16 protein-coding genes are annotated in these 18,070 nt (G+C 61.4%); 10 read left to right on the forward strand and 6 right to left on the reverse strand.

Annotated features, from left to right (window positions below; translation table 11 throughout):
* Window position 1: 1 nt before the first annotated feature.
* Together phnU and ACSBQQ_RS08005 are read left to right on the forward strand one after the other, a co-directional pair.
* Entirely contained in the window at window positions 2-865 is an 864-nt protein-coding gene (gene phnU / locus ACSBQQ_RS08000) for a 2-aminoethylphosphonate ABC transporter permease subunit (protein ID WP_033646329.1), read from the forward strand.
* Window positions 866-867: 2 nt separating this feature from the next.
* Entirely contained in the window at window positions 868-1,671 is an 804-nt protein-coding gene (locus tag ACSBQQ_RS08005) for an ABC transporter permease (RefSeq protein ID WP_435012823.1), read from the forward strand.
* A gap of 46 nt (window positions 1,672-1,717) precedes the next feature.
* Here ACSBQQ_RS08005 and kdgR read toward each other — a convergent pair whose 3' ends face one another.
* The gene (gene kdgR, locus ACSBQQ_RS08010) at window positions 1,718-2,509 is read right to left on the reverse strand and encodes a DNA-binding transcriptional regulator KdgR (RefSeq protein ID WP_048321503.1); all 792 of its coding nucleotides are present in this window, start codon (window positions 2,507-2,509) and stop codon (window positions 1,718-1,720) included.
* Window positions 2,510-2,740: 231 nt separating this feature from the next.
* Here kdgR and ACSBQQ_RS08015 point away from each other — a divergent pair, with 231 nt between their 5' ends.
* Window positions 2,741-4,135, forward strand: a complete 1,395-nt coding sequence (locus ACSBQQ_RS08015; RefSeq protein WP_033646331.1) for an MFS transporter — start codon at window positions 2,741-2,743, stop codon at window positions 4,133-4,135.
* Window positions 4,136-4,235: 100 nt separating this feature from the next.
* On the opposite strand, the gene ACSBQQ_RS08020 is transcribed toward ACSBQQ_RS08015, so the two are convergent.
* The 5 genes from ACSBQQ_RS08020 to ACSBQQ_RS08040 form a co-directional block, all read right to left on the reverse strand.
* The gene (locus ACSBQQ_RS08020; RefSeq protein ID WP_060387635.1) at window positions 4,236-4,943 is read right to left on the reverse strand and encodes a hypothetical protein; all 708 of its coding nucleotides are present in this window, start codon (window positions 4,941-4,943) and stop codon (window positions 4,236-4,238) included.
* Between the two features lie 237 nt (window positions 4,944-5,180).
* Entirely contained in the window at window positions 5,181-6,059 is an 879-nt protein-coding gene (gene htpX, locus ACSBQQ_RS08025) for a protease HtpX (RefSeq protein ID WP_033638291.1), read from the reverse strand.
* A gap of 309 nt (window positions 6,060-6,368) precedes the next feature.
* Window positions 6,369-8,417 carry a carboxy terminal-processing peptidase gene (prc, locus tag ACSBQQ_RS08030; RefSeq protein WP_033638289.1) on the reverse strand — a complete coding sequence of 683 codons (2,049 nt, stop codon included), beginning with the start codon at window positions 8,415-8,417 and terminating at the stop codon, window positions 6,369-6,371.
* Between the two features lie 19 nt (window positions 8,418-8,436).
* Window positions 8,437-9,147 (reverse strand): RNA chaperone ProQ, encoded by a 711-nt coding sequence (gene proQ, locus ACSBQQ_RS08035; RefSeq protein WP_060441846.1) that lies wholly within the window; start codon window positions 9,145-9,147, stop codon window positions 8,437-8,439.
* A 96-nt stretch (window positions 9,148-9,243) separates the two neighbouring features.
* Window positions 9,244-9,741 (reverse strand): GAF domain-containing protein, encoded by a 498-nt coding sequence (locus ACSBQQ_RS08040; RefSeq protein ID WP_033638286.1) that lies wholly within the window; start codon window positions 9,739-9,741, stop codon window positions 9,244-9,246.
* A 255-nt stretch (window positions 9,742-9,996) separates the two neighbouring features.
* On the opposite strand from ACSBQQ_RS08040, the gene yebS reads away from it, so the two are divergent.
* The 7 genes from yebS to ACSBQQ_RS08075 all read left to right on the forward strand — a co-directional run bounded on the left by yebS (window position 9,997) and on the right by ACSBQQ_RS08075 (window position 18,045).
* Window positions 9,997-11,244: a membrane integrity lipid transport subunit YebS gene (gene yebS / locus ACSBQQ_RS08045; protein ID WP_060428618.1), complete on the forward strand. Its 1,248-nt coding sequence runs from the start codon at window positions 9,997-9,999 to the stop codon at window positions 11,242-11,244.
* Window positions 11,213-13,843, forward strand: coding sequence for a PqiB family protein (locus tag ACSBQQ_RS08050; protein ID WP_033638759.1), 2,631 nt, complete (start codon window positions 11,213-11,215; stop codon window positions 13,841-13,843). Before yebS ends, ACSBQQ_RS08050 begins: the two co-directional genes overlap by 32 nt.
* A 102-nt stretch (window positions 13,844-13,945) precedes the next feature.
* The gene (rsmF, locus tag ACSBQQ_RS08055) at window positions 13,946-15,382 is read left to right on the forward strand and encodes a 16S rRNA (cytosine(1407)-C(5))-methyltransferase RsmF (RefSeq protein WP_060428567.1); all 1,437 of its coding nucleotides are present in this window, start codon (window positions 13,946-13,948) and stop codon (window positions 15,380-15,382) included.
* 274 nt (window positions 15,383-15,656) lie between these two features.
* Window positions 15,657-16,196, forward strand: a complete 540-nt coding sequence (locus ACSBQQ_RS08060) for a Csu type fimbrial protein (RefSeq protein WP_033638282.1) — start codon at window positions 15,657-15,659, stop codon at window positions 16,194-16,196.
* A gap of 2 nt (window positions 16,197-16,198) precedes the next feature.
* Window positions 16,199-16,702, forward strand: coding sequence for a Csu type fimbrial protein (locus ACSBQQ_RS08065; RefSeq protein ID WP_154632409.1), 504 nt, complete (start codon window positions 16,199-16,201; stop codon window positions 16,700-16,702).
* 5 nt (window positions 16,703-16,707) lie between these two features.
* A complete protein-coding gene (locus ACSBQQ_RS08070) occupies window positions 16,708-17,256 on the forward strand; it encodes a Csu type fimbrial protein (RefSeq protein ID WP_086557004.1) in 549 nt (182 codons plus the stop codon).
* A 24-nt stretch (window positions 17,257-17,280) separates the two neighbouring features.
* On the forward strand, window positions 17,281-18,045 hold the full coding sequence (locus tag ACSBQQ_RS08075) for a fimbrial biogenesis chaperone (protein WP_033638279.1): 765 nt from the start codon (window positions 17,281-17,283) through the stop codon (window positions 18,043-18,045).
* The last annotated feature ends 25 nt before the right edge of the window (window positions 18,046-18,070 follow it).

An 18,070-nucleotide genomic window follows, 5' to 3' on the forward strand; every position in this document is an offset into this window, starting at 1 on the left:
CATGACCGACTCTACGCTTACTCGCCCGGCCCGGCGGCCGCGTTCACCGCGCCGTTTATGGATCCTGCTGCCGCTGCTGGTGCTGGCGACGCTGTTTTTCTATCCGCTGGCGCTGATCGTCAAACAGGCGTTTACCGACGATCAGGGGCTGTTCAGCGCCGCCGCGCTGCAGCAGGTGTTCGAATCCCGACGCTTTGTCAGCGCCCTGCTCAATACGCTGCAGATTGCGCTGCTGGCGACGCTGGGCTGCCTGGTGCTCGGCACCCTGCTGTCGCTGCTGCTGGTGTTCACGCCGTTCCCCGGCAGCCGGCTGATCGCCTGGGTGATCGATACCTTTATCGCCATGCCGACCTTCCTGATCACCTTGGCCTTCACCTTTATCTACGGCTCCGCCGGCCTGCTGAACGGTACGCTGATGGCGACCTTCGGTTTCACCCTGCCGCCGGTAGACTTTCTTTACTCCATCTGGGGCGTGATCCTGGCGGAAATCACCGTGTTTACGCCGCTGGTGATGCGTCCGCTGATGGCGGCGCTGTCGCAGATCGATCGCAGCCAGCTCGAAGCCGCCAGCATCCTCGGCGCCCGGCCGGGGCGCGTGGTGCGCCAGGTGATTTTGCCCGCCGCGCTGCCGGCCTTGCTGGCCGGCGGCAGCCTGTGCCTGCTGTTGACCACCAATGAGTTCGGCATCGTGCTGTTTATTGGCGCCAAGGGCGTCACCACGCTGCCGATGATGGTCTACTCCAAAGCGATTCTGGAGTCGGATTATGCCGTCGCCTGCGCGATCGCCGTCGTGAATATCGCGCTGTCGCTCGGGCTGTTCTCCCTTTACCGCTACGCCGCGGCGCGCGCCGGGCTGAGGAACTGACGATGTTGATTTGGTCTCGCACCGGCCGCACCCTGACCTGCACGCTGGCGGTCACGCTGTTCGCGCTGTTCTTCTGCCTGCCGCTGGCGGTGATCCTGATGTCCAGCCTGAGCGAACAGAGGAACGGCGTGCTGCCGAGCGATTTCACCCTCAGCCACTTCCGCCAGGCCTTTGGCGGCGCCTCCTGGGACGCGCTGGTCGCCAGCCTGGCTATCGGTTTCAGCGCCAGCCTGTTCGCGCTGCTGTGCGGCACCTGGGCGGCGTTGGCGCTGCGCCACCATCAGGGGCGCGGCCAGCGCCTGCTGAGCACGCTGTTCTTCATTCCCAGCGCGGTGCCTTCGGTGTCGATAGGTCTCGGGATGCTGGTGGCGTTCAGCCAGGGGCCGCTGCAGATGAACGGCACCTTCCTGATCGTGCCCGTCGCGCACTTCGTGCTGATTTCCGCCTTCACCTTCGGCAACGTGATGGCCGGGCTGGCCCGGCTGCCTGGCGACTACGAGAACGTCGCCGCCAGCCTGGGCGCTTCGCCGCTGTTCCGCCTGCGCCACGTCACCCTGCCGATGATCGCCCCCTATATGATCTCCGCCTTCGCCCTCAGCCTGTCGCTGTCGATGGGAGAGCTGGGCGCGACCATGATGATCTACCCGCCGAGCTGGGCGACGCTGCCGGTCACTATCTTCAGCCTGACCGATCGCGGCAGCATCGCCAACGGCGCGACGCTGACCATGATCCTGGTGGCGGCCACGCTGTTGCTGATGTTAGTGCTGGAACGGATTTCGCAGCGGCTGACGCCGGGCGTGAAATAGCCACAAGGCGCTGCCATGGCAGCGCCTTGTTCATGGAAGCGAAGGGTCAGAACGGATAGTCGTAATAGCCCTGCTGTTCACTGATGCGCCGGGCGGCGACGTGCAACAGCGCTACATACTCCTCCCGCGCCGCCTCGGAAAAGCGCAGCGTCGGGAAAGAGAGGCTTAACCCGGCGATCGCCACCCCAAACCGATCGAATACCGGCACCGCGATACAACGGATCCCCACTTCCTGCTCTTCGGCATCTTCGCCGTATCCCTGCTCACGCACCCGCACCAGCACCGGCAGCAGTTCGGCGGCGCTGGTCAGGGTATGCTCGGTGCTGCGGGTAAATTCAATCTGCGACAGGATCTGCGCCACCTCATCCCGATCGCGCCAGGCCAGCAGCACTTTACCGATGGCGGTGCTGTGCAGCGGGTTGCGGCGACCGATGCGCGAATACATGCGCAGGTTGTACATCGCGTCGATCTTGTGGATATAGACGATGCCGTCCTCGTCCAGGGCGCCAAGGTGGATGGTTTCGCGGGTGCGGTTCGACAGTTCGCGCATCTGCACGTCGGCGCTGCGGATCAGATCGACGTTCTGCAACGATTTGGCGCCCAGCTCGAACAGCTTGAGCGTCAGCGCATATTTTTCCGTCTCCCCTTCCTGCGAAACGTAGCCCAGCGCTTTCATGGTCTGCAGAAAACGGTAGACGGTGCTTTTGGACATCATCACCCGCTGGGATAGTTCAGTAATGCCAATCTCGCGCTCATCGCCGAGCGCCTGCAAAATACCGAACACTTTCATTACGGATGAGACGGCATCCGGTTGCTTGTCTGAATCTGCGTTAGCCATGGCAAATACCCTACTTAACGGTTCTGTTTCAGGAAATTTAAACAAGGGTTTCAGTATAATCGGAACAGATCGCGACGCGCAACGCAGTTGAACGCTAAGCGATTGAAGCCAAATGGATAACTGCCGGCCCGCTCACCGCCGTTTACAATTCAGCGGACAAGGGGCATGCAATCGCGGGCGAATATGATTAGCATGATAATACTCCCCTGAATAAATACCGCTGAGACCAACATGCGTCCTTGTTCCGACGGCCTCCCCGTCCCGCAACGCTATGGGGCGATCCTCGCCATCGCCCTCGGCATTACCGTATCCGTGCTCGACGGCGCGATAGCCAACGTGGCACTGCCCACCATCGCGCGCGATCTCAACGCCAGCCCGGCCAGCTCCATTTGGGTGGTTAACGCCTATCAGCTGGCGATCACCGTCTCTCTGCTGTCGCTGGCGTCGCTCGGCGATCTGATCGGTTATCGCCGCATCTATCAGGCCGGGCTGCTGGTGTTCAGCATCACCTCGCTGTTCTGCGCCCTGTCCGACTCGCTGCTCACGCTGACCATCGCCCGCGTGCTGCAAGGCTTTGGCGCCGCCGCCATCATGAGCGTCAACACCGCGCTGATCCGCATCATCTATCCGCAGCGTTTTCTCGGCCGCGGCATGGGCATCAATTCGCTGATCGTCGCCTGCTCCTCGGCGGCCGGGCCGACGGTGGCGGCGGCGATCCTGTCGGTCGCGTCCTGGCAGTGGCTGTTCGCCATTAACCTGCCGATCGGCCTCGTCGCGCTGCTGCTGGGCATGAAGTTCCTGCCGGCCAACGGCCAAAAAAGCGATAACCGCCGTTTCGATCCCACCAGCGCCGTGCTGAACGCGCTGACCTTCGGCCTGCTGATCACTGCCATCAGCGGCTTCGCCCAGGGCCAGAGCCTGACGCTGATCTTCAGCGAGATCGCCGCGCTGCTGGCGATTGGCGCGGTGTTCGTGCGCCGCCAGCTGCGCCAGGAATTTCCGCTGCTGCCGGTCGACCTGCTGCGCATCCCGATCTTCGCCCTGTCGATGGGCACCTCAATCTGCTCGTTTGCTGCGCAGATGCTGGCGATGGTATCGCTGCCGTTCTTTCTGCAAAGCGCATTGGGCCGCGACGAAGTGGCGACCGGGCTGCTGCTGACGCCGTGGCCGCTGGCGATCGTGGTGATGGCGCCGATCGCCGGCCGGCTGGTAGAGCGCGTGCACGCCGGCCTGCTGGGCTGCATTGGGCTGGCGGTGTTCGCACTTGGGCTGTTCTCGCTGGCGCTGCTGCCCGCGGACCCGTCGAATGGGGACATCATCTGGCGCATGGTGCTGTGCGGCGCCGGCTTCGGCCTGTTCCAGTCGCCCAACAACCACACCATCATCTCCGCCGCGCCGCGCAACCGCAGCGGCGGCGCCAGCGGCATGCTGGGCACCGCTCGCCTGCTGGGGCAAACCTCGGGGGCCGCGCTGGTGGCGCTGATGTTCAACCTGTTCCCCACCTCCGGCACCCACGCATCGCTGGTCCTGGCCGGCGTGTTCGCCACTCTGGCGGCGGCGGTCAGCAGCCTGCGCATCACCCAATCGACGGCGCAAACGGCGCAGCCAAGCCGCGAGGTGAAATAGCGGCCATAGAAACAGCCGAAACCCCATCGATTCTAAAGCCGGCGGTTCCAGCAATGCGGCCGGCCTGAATCACGCCGCGCCAGGTGTGATACGCTTGGCGTCAGTCGCCGCTCCTCAAAGGGCTGCGGCCTTGTTGCAAACACGCTAAATAGGCATCGTCATCCGGATACCAGCCAACAATGTGTTGGCCGTCGTTATCCTCCCCCTCAAAGGCCTTCAGCAGGTCTGAAGCGAACATGCGCGTGATCGGTTCAGCGGACTGCGCGCTGTCGATTCGACAGTCGCAGCGCGTCTCTCCGTCAACCTGAACGAAGTTCTGCAATGAGGCGAGACATCGCGCGTCGAGATCGCCATGTACATGGACAAATTCCCCCGTTTCTACCAGGGTGAGCACGGCCAGATTTCCCCCCACCACAAACGCGCCGTCGTTTCCAGAGCTGCAATAGGCATGGCGTATGCGGGCATCGTCACGCACGAGCAGCTCGCCCAAACAAATCAGCGTATCCGACTGCAGCCGCCCCAGCACAATGATGCCGCCGTCCTCCCGCTGGGGTGACACCGCCATGCACCCCTCTACGATCAGATCTCCTTCTACGACCAGATAATCGTAATCGTGCCTGTCGTTCTCGTCTGGGAAAAACGATGGGAGGTGCAGGTCGCCTGAATGCCAGCGTATAGCTGGCTGTTCAGAATCGTAACCATTCCGGTTTAACAACTCCGCAGACGCATCGGCGACGCCGCCCGCCAATATGGTAAGGCGCGCCAGCGCCTCATCACAGCCGAGCAAGGGAAGAGCGTTGATTTTCATAGGGTCTCAGGGACAGACGTTATGGTGCCAAAGCGTATAGCATGAGCTTCCCAAACCAAGCAAGCGAAGGCGTCAGGCATGGTAGCCTGCAGCGGCTAGCGTACCGCGAGAGGCGGAAAGGCCGTATTCAAATCGCGAAATCAGACGCTTGAATCAGCATCCTCCACCTGAAAAAGCGATTTCGTCATGCCATAAAAAAACCCCGGCGAGCCGGGGTTTTTCCTTTCATTCAGCCGATTACTTCAGGTACTGGCCGGAACGCAGCGCTTCGATGCGCTTGTCGAGCGGTGGGTGCGACATGAACAGCTCGCTGAACGACTTGGATTTGCCGTTGATGCAGAACGCCATCATGCTGCCCGCTTCCTGCGGTTCGTAGCTGGTTTTCAGGCGCTGCAAGGCGGCGATCATCTTCTCGCGGCCCACCAGCTTGGCGGAGCCGGCGTCGGCGTAGAACTCGCGGTGACGCGAGAACCACATGGTGATGATGCTTGCCAGGATGCCGAACACCAGTTCCAGCACCATCGACACCGCGAAATAAATCATCGGGTTGCCGTTGCCTTCCCCTTCACCGTCGCGGTTGCCCAGGAAGCCGGCGGCCACCTGCGCGATCAGGCGCGAAATGAAGATGACGAAGGTGTTCACGATGCCCTGAATCAGGGTCATGGTCACCATATCGCCGTTGGCGACGTGGCTGATTTCGTGCGCGATGACCGCTTCCGCTTCGTCGCGGCTCATGCTCTGCAGCAGGCCGGTGCTGACGGCGACCAGCGAGGCGTCGCGGCGCGCGCCGGTGGCGAAGGCGTTGATGTCCGGCGCGTGGTAGATAGCAACCTGCGGCATGGCGATGCCCGCCTGCTGCGACTGACGGCGCACCGTTTCCAGCAGCCAGTTTTCGGTTTCGTTACGCGGTTGTTCAATCACTTCCCCGCCGACGGAGCGCAGCGCCATCCACTTGGACATCAGCAACGACACGAAAGCGCCGCCGAAGCCGAACAGACCGGCCATGATCATCAGGCCCTGAACGCTACTGGATTGGATTCCTGTCAGGCTGAGCACCAGCCCGAAAACCAACATCACCGCCAGGTTGGTGAGCAGGAACAGAGCTATACGCATCATAAAATGTTTACTTCCTCATAAATGTTAACAAAACGCTGTCTAAGATACCCTAGATCGTATGGGCATTCGTCACAGTTTCAAGAGTCGCGCGTCATTAACCTACTAAAAATACGAAACTTTACAAAAACGGCGCGCGACCGGGATTTGGCAAATTGTAAACGATTGTTGCGTAAGGCGGAGGGTTTTTTGCCATAACTTTGTCAGGCGACGCATAAGCCCGCCCCCATTCCCCCTGCAGGGAAGCAGGCCTTCGCGTCGCCATAAAAAAACGCACCCGAGGGTGCGTTTTTCATCCTGCCGGACGCGGCCTTATTTGGCCGGCGTTGGCTGCTGAGCGGGCCGATCTTTTTCCAGATGAGCCAGCTCCAGCGCGATATGCACGGTTTCATCCAGGTACGGATCCGGTTCCTGGTAATCCTTCGGCAGATCGTCGAGCGATTTCAGCGGCTTCTTGCCCGCACGTTCCAGGCGCTCGTTGATGCGTTTCAGACGGGTCGCATCGTCGTCGTGGTTCTCTTTCTCGCGCACAGCCAGATTGAGGGACACGATATTGCGTTTATCCTTCAGCGCCTTGTAATGCGCGATATCCTGCGCGATGTACTGGAACTCCGGATTCTGCGCGATGCGCTGCTGGTGATCTTTCAGCAGCTCCGGCTCGAACGGCGCCATATCGCCGGTCTTGCTGTAGGTCGCCGCATTGATGCTGTCCCACGGCATGGCGTTGTCTTCAAACGCTTCGCCGGTTTCCGCCGGATCGACGCCGGTCGGCATCAGAATGTCCGGGGTCACCCCTTTGCGCTGGGTGCTGCCGCCGTTGACGCGGTAGAACTTCTGAATGGTGTACTGCACCGACCCCAGCGCCGGCCACTCAGGGCGCAGCATCTGATCGTAGATGCGGTTCAGCGAACGGTACTGCTGCACGGTGCCTTTACCGAAGGTCGGCTCGCCGACGATCAGCGCGCGGCCGTAATCCTGCATCGCCGCCGCGAAGATCTCGGAGGCGGAGGCGCTGAAGCGATCGACCAGCACCACCAGCGGGCCTTTGTAGTAGGTCACGCCGTCGGTGTCGGCGTCTTCACGCACTTTGCCGTTGTTGTCGCGCACCTGCACCACCGGGCCGCTCGGAATGAACAGGCCGGACAGCGACACCGCTTCGGTCAGCGCGCCGCCGCCGTTGGTGCGCAGATCGATGATCACGCTCTTGACGTTCTGCTTGGCCATCTTCTGCAGCTGCACTTTCACGTCATCGGTCAGACCGACGTAGAAGCCGGGGATGTCGAACACCGCCACCTTCTCTTTGCCGACGGTCTTGATGGTCATTTTCACCGCGCGGTCTTCCAGGCGGATGCGCTCGCGGGTAAGGGTGACCACGCGGGTTTTGGTGCCCTTGCCTGCCGGCAGGATCTCCAGGCGCACCTTGCTGCCCTTCGGCCCTTTGATCAATGACACCACGTCGTCCAGGCGCCAGCCGATCACGTCCACCATCGGTTTGCCGGCCTGGCCGACGCCGACGATGCGATCGCCCACGGTGATCGCCTTGCTCTTCGCCGCCGGGCCGCCCGGCACCATCGAGTTGATCAGGGTGTAGTCGTCATCCATCTGCAGCACCGCGCCGATGCCTTCCAGCGACAGGCTCATCTCGGTGTTGAACTGCTCGGTGTTGCGCGGAGACAGATAGTTGGTGTGCGGGTCGATTTCATGCGCAAAGGCATTCATCGCCAGCTGGAAGACGTCTTCGCTGTTGCTTTGCGTCAGGCGCTTGATGGCGAACTGATAGCGCTTGGTCAGCGTGTCGCGGATTTCTTTGTCGGTCTTGCCGGTCAGCTTGAGGTTCAGCTCGTCATAGGTGACTTTCGCATCCCACAGGCTATCCAGCTCGGCCTTGTCTTTCGGCCACGGCGCTTTGCTGCGGTCGAGATCGATAGTGCCGTTGCCGGTAAAGTTCATCGGCTTGTCCAGCAACGACAACGCATAGGTGTAACGCTCAAAGCGGCGTTTCTGCGCCAGATTGAACAGCGCGTAGAAGGTGTCCAGCTTGCCGGTTTTCAGCTCTTCGCCCACCTGATTGCGTTTGCCGGCGAACTGCGCCACGTCGGAGGCCAGCAACACGTTATGGCTGTAGTCCAGCATGTTCAGGTAGCGATCGAAGATCTTGCCTGAAAACTCCGCGTCGAGGGCGAACTGGCGGTAATGAGAGCGAGTGAAGCGCGAGGTGACGCGCTCACTCACCGTAGCGTGCTGAGGTTCCTGTTGCAGTTGAGGCAGTTGGCCGATGCGGATGTTGGCTGTTTCCGCGCCGTAACTGACACCCGCCCACAGCAGCCCTGCAATCGCTGTTAATCTGACGAATTTGTTCATGCCTGGGTTGGCCTCCGTATCAGAACTGCAAGTGTTCTGCGCGCACAATCATCGCCAGACCGGAAGAGAGCTGCACACGTACGCCATCTTTAGCGATTTCGAGTACGGTAGCATCCATCGCGCTCTTGCCTGCTCTGACTTTGATTTCCTGGCCAATTTGCAGTTTAGAGATATCCGTGACTGGCGCATAACGCGGCTGGTTTTCCTCTTTTGCTGCACGAGGTTGACGAGCTGGCTGTGGGCGAGTTTGTGGGCGCGGCTTGCGGTTCTCCGACGCGGCTCCGCCTTCGCGACGTGCAGCGGGCTTTTTACCGGCTGGGCGCGGACGGCGTGGCGCGGCATCGGCGGATTCACCGGCGGCTTCACGTTTTTTGGCGTTTTGTTCGGCACGCTGTGCCTGAACGCGCGCTTTGGCTTCTTCAAGCTGCTGGCGAGCATGATCGACATGCTGCTGCTCCAGTTCACCGCACGGATTGCCGTCCAGATCGACGCGCTGCGCGCCGACTTTGACGCCGTACAGGTAACGCCAGCTTGAGGTGTACAGGCGCAGGGCAGAACGCAATTGCGTTTTGCTGAGATTCTCTTCCCCCTGCACGCGCTCTACCAAATCCTGAAAAATACCGATTTTCAGCGGACGAGCTTCGCCTTCGGCGCTAAAGCAGAGCGGAAAACGCTCGGCAAGAAAAGCAATGACTTCTTTACTAGAGTTCAACTTAGGTTGATTTTCCATGAAATTTCCTGATTACAACGGTATTGCCAACAAGCCACAGGCATGAACAGGCGTCATTATAATGACGCCATCGGTAATTGCCACGTTAACCGTCGATCAACTTGCCGCCACAGTCACATATTTCGCACTGTCGCACTGTTCCAGTTGCTCACAAAGCCCCGCCACCACTGCTTTCAAGCCCGCTTCGTCCTGTTCGTCGAAGCGTTGATAAACCGTGCTGTCGATATCCAAAACGCCGATCGCTCGGCCGCCAACCGCCAGCGGCAGCACGATTTCCGCGTTGCTGGCCGCATCGCAGGCGATATGGCCCGGGAACGCATGCACGTCGCCGACGCGCTGCACGCGATTTTCCGCCACCGCCGTGCCGCACACGCCCTTGCCCACCGGAATACGCACGCAGGCGATCTTGCCCTGGAACGGCCCCAGCACCAGCTGGCCGCCATCCATCAGATAGAAACCGACCCAGTTCACGTCATCCAGACGCTCGTTGAGCAACGCGCTGGCGTTGGACAACGCCGCGATAAAGTTGGTTTCCCCGCCGAGCAACGCGCTCAGGTCACGTTTTAATTCCGCGTAGAATTGTTCTTTTGTCATGTGATAACCATTGAAACAGTGAAGATGGCCAGAAGCCCAAAGCTTAGGCTCTATAAAATAAGCATTAAATGCGTATAGCCACAAGGTTAATCATCTGTTGCTTCACAAAACCCTGTCGCTCGGGGTATGTTTGCCGCTCAGAATCCCGGTTTACCTCGTTTTACCGTCCGGCGCCCGATCGCCAGTGACGCGGCCGGTTTATTTTTCAGCTACGCTGACAGTTCCGGCGGGCTCAAGGGCAGCGACTTGTCAAAGATGAAAATACACGCGATCACCGCCCCCCTTTCCAAAGCGCGCCACCAGCGCTGCTGCGAGTGCGATCTGCTGTTCGTGCTGCCGCCGCTCAGCGGCAACCAGGCCGCCTATTGCCCGCGCTGCAACGCCAAGGTAGTGAACGGCCGCGACTGGTCGATGACGCGCCTGACCGCCATGGCGATCGCCATGCTGCTGCTGATGCCGTTCGCCTTCACCGAACCGCTGATCAGCATCCGCCTGCTCGGCACGCGCATCGACGCCAGTTTGCTGGAAGGCATCTGGCAGATGAGCCGTCAGGGCGACCCGCTTACCGCCAGCATGGTGGCGTTCTGCACCATCGGCGCCCCGCTGACGCTGGCGCTGTCGTTGCTGTACCTGCGCTTCGGCCACGCGCTCGGCATGAACCTGCGGCCGGTGCTGCTGATGCTGGAGCGGCTGAAAGAGTGGGTGATGCTGGACATCTATCTGATTGGCATGGCGGTGGCGGCGATCAAGGTGCAGGATTACGCCGACATCCAGGCGGGCAGCGCGCTGATCGCCTACCTGTCGCTCACCCTGCTCAGCATCCTGACGCTGATCCACGCCAACCTGGAGCAGCTGTGGGAGCGCTACTATCCGCAGGAACAGCCGAAAGGCCCGCCGGCGGCGCTGCACATTTGCCTGTCCTGCCACTATACCGGCTACCCCGACGCGCGCGGCCGCTGTTCGCGCTGCCACGTGCCGATGTGCCACCGCCAGCCTTACAGCCTGCAGAAAACCTGGGCGGCGCTGATCGCGGCGATGATCCTGTTGATACCGGCCAACCTGCTGCCGATTTCCATCATTTACGCCAACGGCGTGCGCCTCGAAGACACCATATTCTCCGGCGTGGTCTCGCTGGTCACCTCCGGCAACGTGCCGATCGCCGCCATCGTGTTCATCGCCAGCGTGCTGGTGCCCTTTACCAAAGTGATCGTGCTGATCACGCTGTTGTTCAGCATTCACTTCAAAACCTCGCACAGCCTGAAGACACGCATTCGTCTGCTACGTCTGGTCGCCTGGATCGGCCGCTGGTCGATGCTCGATCTGTTCGTTATCGCCTTGATGATGTCGCTGGTAAACCGCGACCAGCTGTTATCTTTTACTATGGGACCGGCCGCGTTTTACTTTGGCTCGGCGGTCATTTTGACTATTCTTGCCGTTGAGTGGCTGGATAGCCGATTGATTTGGGATGCACATGCAACAGGAAACGCCGACTACACCGACTGAAGCGCGGGTCAAGAACAAGCGCCGCATTTCACCGTTCTGGTTACTGCCGTTCATCGCCCTGCTGATCGCCGGGTGGCTGGTTTATAACAATGTCCAGGAGCGCGGCACCACCGTCACCATCGATTTCCAATCGGCAGCGGGCATCGTCGCCGGCCGCACGCCGGTGCGCTATCAGGGCGTAGAGGTCGGCACGGTGCAGAAAATCAGCCTGAGCAAAGATTTGCGCAGCATCGTGGTGGAGGCCAGCATCAAAAGCGATCTGGAAGACTCGCTGCGCGAAGGCACCCAGTTTTGGCTGGTGACGCCCAAAGCCTCGCTGGCCGGGGTCTCCGGGCTCGATGCCCTGGTCGGCGGCAACTATATCGGCATGATGCCCGGCAGCGGCAAGGAGCAAACCCACTTCACCGCGCTCGATACCCAGCCGAAATACCGCCTGAACACCGGCGAGCTGATGATCCACCTGCACGCCGACGATCTCGGCTCGCTCAACAGCGGCTCGCTGGTCTACTACCGTAAAATCCCGGTCGGCAAGGTGTATGACTACACCATCAGCGAAGGCAACAAGGGCGTGACCATCGACGTGCTGATCGACCGCCGTTTCGCCAACCTGGTGAAGAGCAACAGCCGCTTCTGGAATGTCTCCGGTTTCAAGGGCGATTTCAGCCTGTCCGGCGCGACGGTGCAAATGGAGAGCCTGGCGGCGCTGGTCAACGGCGCCATCGCCTTCGATTCGCCGGCCGATGGCCAGCAGGCCAAGGGCGATCAGAGCTATACCCTGTATCCGGATCTGGCCCACAGCCAACGCGGCGTCAATATCCTGCTGGATCTGCCGAGCGGCAACAGCCTGAGTGAAAACCGCACGCCGCTGATGTACCAAGGGCTGCAGGTCGGCACCCTGACCAAGCTGACGTTGCAACAGGACAGCAAAGTGGTCGGTGAACTGACCATCGATCCTTCGGTGGTCGATCTGATGCGCAGCGGCACCCGCATCGTGATGCGCAGCCCGCGCATCAGCCTCAACGACGCCAAGCTCAGCCAACTGCTGACCGGCACCACGCTGGAGTTGGTGCCGGGCGAAGGTGAGCCGCAGCAGCGCTTCAACGTGCTGGACAGCAGCGAAACGCTGTTGCAGCAGCCTGGCGTGCTGACCGTCACGCTGAATGCGCCGCAAAGCTACGGCATCGACGTCGGGCAACCGCTGGTGGTGCACGGCGTGAAAGTCGGCCAGATCCTGAGCCGCACCCTGACCGCCGGCGGCGTGGTGTTCACCGCCGCCATCGACGCGCAGTATCGCGGCCTGCTGCACAAAGACAGCAAATTCGTGGTCAACAGCCGGCTCGACGTCAAGCTGGGCATCGACGGCATGGAAGTGCTCGGCGCCAGCGCTCAGGAATGGGTGGACGGCGGCGTGCGCATTATTCCCGGCAGCAAGGGGGAACCGGGCGGCCAATACCCGCTGTACGCCAACAGCGAAAAAGCCGAGGAAGGCATCGTCGGCAACGCCCCTTCCACCACCCTGACCCTCAGCGCCACCAGCCTGCCGGATGTGCAAGCAGGTTCGGTGGTGCTGTACCGCAAATTCCAGGTGGGCGAGATCGTCAACGTTCGGCCGAAGGCCAACGAGTTTGAGGTGGACGTCTACATCAGCCCGGAATACCGCAAGCTGCTGACCCGCGAAAGCATCTTTTGGGCCGAAGGCGGCGCCAAGGTGCAGCTCAACGGCAGCGGGCTGACGGTGCAGGCTTCGCCGCTTAACCGCGCGCTGAAAGGCGCCATCAGCTTCGACAACCTGCAGGGCGTGACGCTCAACAAGGGCGCCAACCGCGTGCTGTACGCCAGCGAAACCGCCGCCCGCGCGGTGGGCAGCCAAATCATGCTGCGAACCTACGACGCCAGCAAGCTGTCGGCGGGCATGCCGCTGCGCTACCTCGGTATCGACGTCGGCCAGGTGGAGTCGCTGCAGCTGGCGCCGGAGCGCAACGAAGTGTTGGCCAAAGCGGTGCTGTATCCGGAATATGTGCACACTTTCGCGCGCCTGGGCAGCCGCTTCTCGATCGTTTCGCCGGAGATCTCCGCCGCCGGCGTCAGCAATCTCGATACCCTGCTCCAGCCTTATATCAACGTGGAGCCGGGGCGCGGCCGCGAGCTGCGCACCTTCGAGCTGCAGCAGGCCAGCATCACCGACTCGCGCTATCTCGACGGCCTGAGCGTAGTGCTCGACGCCGCCGAAACCGGCTCGCTACAGATCGGCACGCCGGTGCTGTTCCGCGGCGTAGAGGTCGGTACCATCACCGGCTTCTACCTTGGCGCCATGTCCGATCGGGTGCACGTCGCGCTGCGCATCAGCAAGAAATATCAGCATCTGGTGCGCAACAACAGCGTGTTCTGGCTGGCTTCGGGTTACAACCTGCAGTTCGGCCTGACCGGCGGCGTGATCAAGAGCGGCACCTTCCAGCAGTTCATCCGCGGCGGTATCGCCTTCGCCACGCCGCCGACCATTCCGCTGGCGCCGAAAGCCACGCCGAACAAACACTTCCTGCTGAATCCGGAAGAGCCTAAGGACTGGAAAACCTGGGGCACCGCCATTCCGCGCGATTAAATTTCGCATTTTCCTCAGGGCCTGGCATCGCCAGGCCCTGTTTTTTTCCGCTTTGTGATAAACTCTCGCCCTTATCTTTTTTGCACCCTGAGAGTTCGCCCCGTGGCCAAATCCACCGCCGTTTTTCTGCCCCCCGCTTTCCTTGACGCCACCCGCGCCATCATGCCCGCCGAGCTGGCGATGGACGATTTTATCGCCGCCTGCCAGCGCCCGCTGCGCCGCAGCCTGCGCGTCAATACGCTGAAAATCAGCGTCGCCGATTTCCTGGCGCTGGTGCAGGATTACGACTGGCGACTGGAGCCCATTCCCTGGTGCGCGGAAGGGTTCTGGATCGAGCGCGACGATGAAGAGCTGCGCCTGGGCAGCGCCGCCGAACACCTGAGCGGCCTGTTCTACATTCAGGAAGCCAGTTCGATGCTGCCGGTCAGCGCGCTGTTCGCGGGCGGCGCGGCGCCGACTCGGGTGCTGGACGTGGCGGCGGCGCCGGGATCCAAAACCACCCAGATCGCCGCGCTGATGGGCAATCAGGGCGGCATCGTCGCCAACGAATACTCCGCCAGCCGGGTGAAAGTGCTGCACGCCAATATCAGCCGCTGCGGCGTGAAGAACACCGCGCTGACCCACTTCGACGGCCGGGTGTTCGGCGCCGCGCTGCCGGAGAGCTTCGACGCCATTCTGCTCGACGCCCCCTGCTCCGGCGAAGGCGTGGTGCGCAAGGATCCGGACGCCATGAGCAACTGGTCGCCGGAAAGCGTGGCCGAGATCGCCGCCACCCAACGCGAGCTGATCGACAGCGCGTTTCATGCGCTGGCGCCGGGCGGCGTGATGGTTTACTCCACCTGCACGCTCAATGCGCAGGAAAACCAGCAGGTGGTGCGCTGGTTGCTGGACACCTACGGCGACGCGGTCAGCATCGAGCCGCTGGGCGAGCTGTTCCCCGGCGCCAACAAGGCGCTGACCGCCGAAGGTTTCCTGCACGTCTTCCCGCAGATTTACGACAGCGAAGGCTTTTTCGTCGCCCGCCTGCGCAAACGGCGCGCCGTGGCGCCGTTGGCGAAGCCGACCTACAAAGTCGGTAAATTCCCGTTCAGCCCGCTGTCCGGCAAAGAAGCGGCGCAGGTCGCCCAAGCCGCCGCCGCATCCGGCTTGACCTGGGGCGATGACGGCCGGCTATGGGAGCGCGACAAAGAGATCTGGCTGTTCCCGGCCGAGCTGGAACCGCTGTTCGGCAAGGTGCGCTTCTCGCGCATCGGCCTCAAACTGGCGGAGCGTTTCCCGAAAGGTTTCCGCTGGCAGCACGAGGCGGCGATCGCGCTGGCCGGCACCGGCGGCAAAGCGCATTTCGAGCTGGACGCCGCGCTGGCGCAGGAGTGGTATCACGGCCGCGATCTCTACCCGGAACTGCCGCCGGCGGGCGATGAATGCATCGTCACCTACCAGGGGCAGCCGCTGGGCATCGCCAAGCGCATCGGCAGCCGTATCAAGAACAACCTGCCGCGCGAGCTGGTGCGCGACGGCGCGCTGGATTTCCACCTGTAAACAATACCGCGCCGGGGAATAAAACGCCCCGGCGATAAAATAACGCTAATAATATTCCCATCACCGTTCGTTATTATTCTAATCATTTCAATTTATCGGTATACCTCACCTGCAAGCCCCGTCAGCCGGGGGATGGGAATAAAAAGTTTCTCGCTTTCATCAAGACAATTCCCGATTCTTATTCTATTAATTAAAGTGCAGCTAAATGAATACGTTCAACCCACCTCTGGGTGGCGTCTTTGCGGGCTTTCTCTCATACGGCAAGGAATATAAGATGAAAAAAACTCTGATGGCATTGACCTCGGTAGCAACCCTGCTGTGCGCCAACGGCGCGGCTAACGCAGCAGGCACCATTCAGGGCACGCTAGGCGTGACGCTGACCATCGGCGCCGGTTGCGTCGTGGGTGGCGGCAACAGCAGCGGTTCCGTCAACGACTTCGGCTCCATCAGCTTCGGCACCTACTCTTCACTGGCCAACATCATCGACGCCAGCGCCACCGGCGCAGGTGGGGCCGGTACGCTGTCATTGACCTGCACCACCGGCACAGACTACACCGTGGCGCTGGACAACGGGCTCCACGTCACGTCAGGCACCCAACGCCGCATGGCCAGCACGGCAGGCGCATTCATCAGCTATAACCTTTACCAGGATGCCGCGCGCACCACCGCCTGGGGCAGCGGCGCCAACGCGCTGACCGGCACCGGCACCGGCGCCGCCGTTCCGCTGATCGTGTATGGCCGCGTGCCGGCGGCCGGTTCTACCCCCGCGGCGGACACCTATAACGACACCGTCACGATGACGGTCACCTGGTAACGGTGCGGCTCGCGCTTTGCTGCGGCGGATTATGGGCGTGCAGCCTGTTGGCGCAGGCCGACAGTAAAACGGCGACCCTCGGCGTCAGCGCGACCTTGCTCAGCGCCTGTGAAGCCGGCAGCAGCTCAGGCGGCAACGTCAGCTTCGGCACGCTGAATTTCGGCACGCTGTATTTTCTCAGCACCGCCACCAGCGTCGCCGGGCAGCAAAACGCCGGCGCCATTCGGGTGAAATGCACCAACGGCACCAGCTACAGCGTTCTGCTTGGCGGCGGGCAAAGCGGCAATACCGCTGCCCGCTACCTGCAAAGCGCGGCTGGCCAACGGGTGAATTACAACCTGTACACCAACGCCTCCCACAGCACCATTTGGGACAATCTGACGGGCGTGTCACAAACCGCCAACGGTTCGGACAACTGGCTGCCGGTCTATGGCATGATTCCGGCGCAGTCCACGCCCCCGACAGGCAGCTACACCGACACGGTACAGGTCACGATCAATTGGTAATGACGATGCGCGCTTCCATTTGCGGTTTGCTGTTCTGCCTGCCGCTTTCCCCGGCCCAAAGCGATACCGGCGTCAACGACTTGACCAAAAGCCAACCGTTCACCGTCAATGCAACCGTGGTAAAAGGCTGCGTATTAGGCAGCGGCGTCAGTGACGTGACCACCTTCGGCACCCTGAACTTCGGCCAACTGTCCTCGCTGAGCAACGCGGTCAGCGTCGTCTCCAGCAGCGGCGCCGGTTCGGTGCTGTTTCGCTGCAACCCGGGGCTAAGCGTTACGCTGGCCCTCGGCGTCGGCAATCATGTGACCGGATCCATCGCCGGCGGCAGAAAATTACAAAACGCCGCCACGTCGGAAACGCTGCTGTATCAACTTTATCAAGACAGCAACTACGCCACCCTTTGGGGGGATGGCGCCAACGGCGGCGCGGCGCAGACCGTCGCCGCCACCGGCAGCACGCAAGAAATCAAGGTTTACGCCCGTCTGTTTTCGACCAGTACCCTGCCCACCAGTGGCGTTTACAGCGATACGGTCTTGTTGACGGTCACTTATTAAGTTTTTTTGCAATAAGGATGAGTTATGCGCATACCCTTCCGCCTGCCGTTAACGGCAGCCCTGCTCCTGGCAAGCCAGCAGCACGCCCTGGCCGCGGCCTCCATTCTCATTTGGCCGATCGATCCGGTGATTGAAGATCAACAACAGGCCACCGCGCTGTGGCTGGAAAATCGCGACAGCAAACCGGTCTATATGCAAATTCGCGTGTTGGGTTGGCGGCAAACCGCCGGCAAAGACGATTACAGCAACCAAAGCGACGTGATCGCCAGCCCGCCGGTGGCGTCGATCGCGCCAGGCAAACGCCAGCTGATACGCCTGATCAAACAGTCGGCCCCGGCGGCGGGACAGGAGCGCGCCTACCGCATTTTGGTCGATGAGGTGCCGGTGAAAGAACAATCGTCGGGCGCCGCCCCCGGCGGTGCGGAGATGGGGCTGAAATTCCAGATGCGCTACTCGGTGCCGCTGTTCGTCAGCGGCAAGGGCATTTGGACCAAACAGGACAGCGAAAAACCGCGCGATTACGCGACCGCCAGCCAACCTCAGCTCAGCTATCGTCTACAGCAGCAAAGCAGCGAACGCTGGCTGGAGGTGCGAAATCAAGGCGCAGTGCATGCCCGCATTTCGAAAGTGACGCTGCAAGGCCGCAGCCTGAATCCCGGCCTGATGGGATACGTGCTGCCCGGTTCGCAAATGCGCTTCGCCTTACCGCCCGCCGGCGGTTTCAGCAGCGGCAAGCTGATGGCCACGGTCAATGACAACAAACAGCCCGTAGCCATTCCGTCTTATTGAGGCCCAGGTGCAGCCGACAGGGAGG

It is taken from the genome of Serratia sp. G204Y (assembly GCF_051172435.1).
Lineage (GTDB): Bacteria > Pseudomonadota > Gammaproteobacteria > Enterobacterales > Enterobacteriaceae > Serratia > Serratia sarumanii.

Coding starts and splice junctions, on each gene's coding strand:
- phnU (WP_033646329.1), top strand. CDS start 2: ATGACCGACTCTACGCTTACTCGCCCGGCCCGGCGGCCGCGTTCACCG.
- ACSBQQ_RS08005 (WP_435012823.1), top strand. CDS start 868: ATGTTGATTTGGTCTCGCACCGGCCGCACCCTGACCTGCACGCTGGCG.
- kdgR (WP_048321503.1), bottom strand. CDS start 2,509: ATGGCTAACGCAGATTCAGACAAGCAACCGGATGCCGTCTCATCCGTA.
- ACSBQQ_RS08015 (WP_033646331.1), top strand. CDS start 2,741: ATGCGTCCTTGTTCCGACGGCCTCCCCGTCCCGCAACGCTATGGGGCG.
- ACSBQQ_RS08020 (WP_060387635.1), bottom strand. CDS start 4,943: ATGAAAATCAACGCTCTTCCCTTGCTCGGCTGTGATGAGGCGCTGGCG.
- htpX (WP_033638291.1), bottom strand. CDS start 6,059: ATGATGCGTATAGCTCTGTTCCTGCTCACCAACCTGGCGGTGATGTTG.
- prc (WP_033638289.1), bottom strand. CDS start 8,417: ATGAACAAATTCGTCAGATTAACAGCGATTGCAGGGCTGCTGTGGGCG.
- proQ (WP_060441846.1), bottom strand. CDS start 9,147: ATGGAAAATCAACCTAAGTTGAACTCTAGTAAAGAAGTCATTGCTTTT.
- ACSBQQ_RS08040 (WP_033638286.1), bottom strand. CDS start 9,741: ATGACAAAAGAACAATTCTACGCGGAATTAAAACGTGACCTGAGCGCG.
- yebS (WP_060428618.1), top strand. CDS start 9,997: ATGAAAATACACGCGATCACCGCCCCCCTTTCCAAAGCGCGCCACCAG.
- ACSBQQ_RS08050 (WP_033638759.1), top strand. CDS start 11,213: ATGCAACAGGAAACGCCGACTACACCGACTGAAGCGCGGGTCAAGAAC.
- ACSBQQ_RS08060 (WP_033638282.1), top strand. CDS start 15,657: ATGAAAAAAACTCTGATGGCATTGACCTCGGTAGCAACCCTGCTGTGC.
- ACSBQQ_RS08070 (WP_086557004.1), top strand. CDS start 16,708: ATGCGCGCTTCCATTTGCGGTTTGCTGTTCTGCCTGCCGCTTTCCCCG.
- ACSBQQ_RS08075 (WP_033638279.1), top strand. CDS start 17,281: ATGCGCATACCCTTCCGCCTGCCGTTAACGGCAGCCCTGCTCCTGGCA.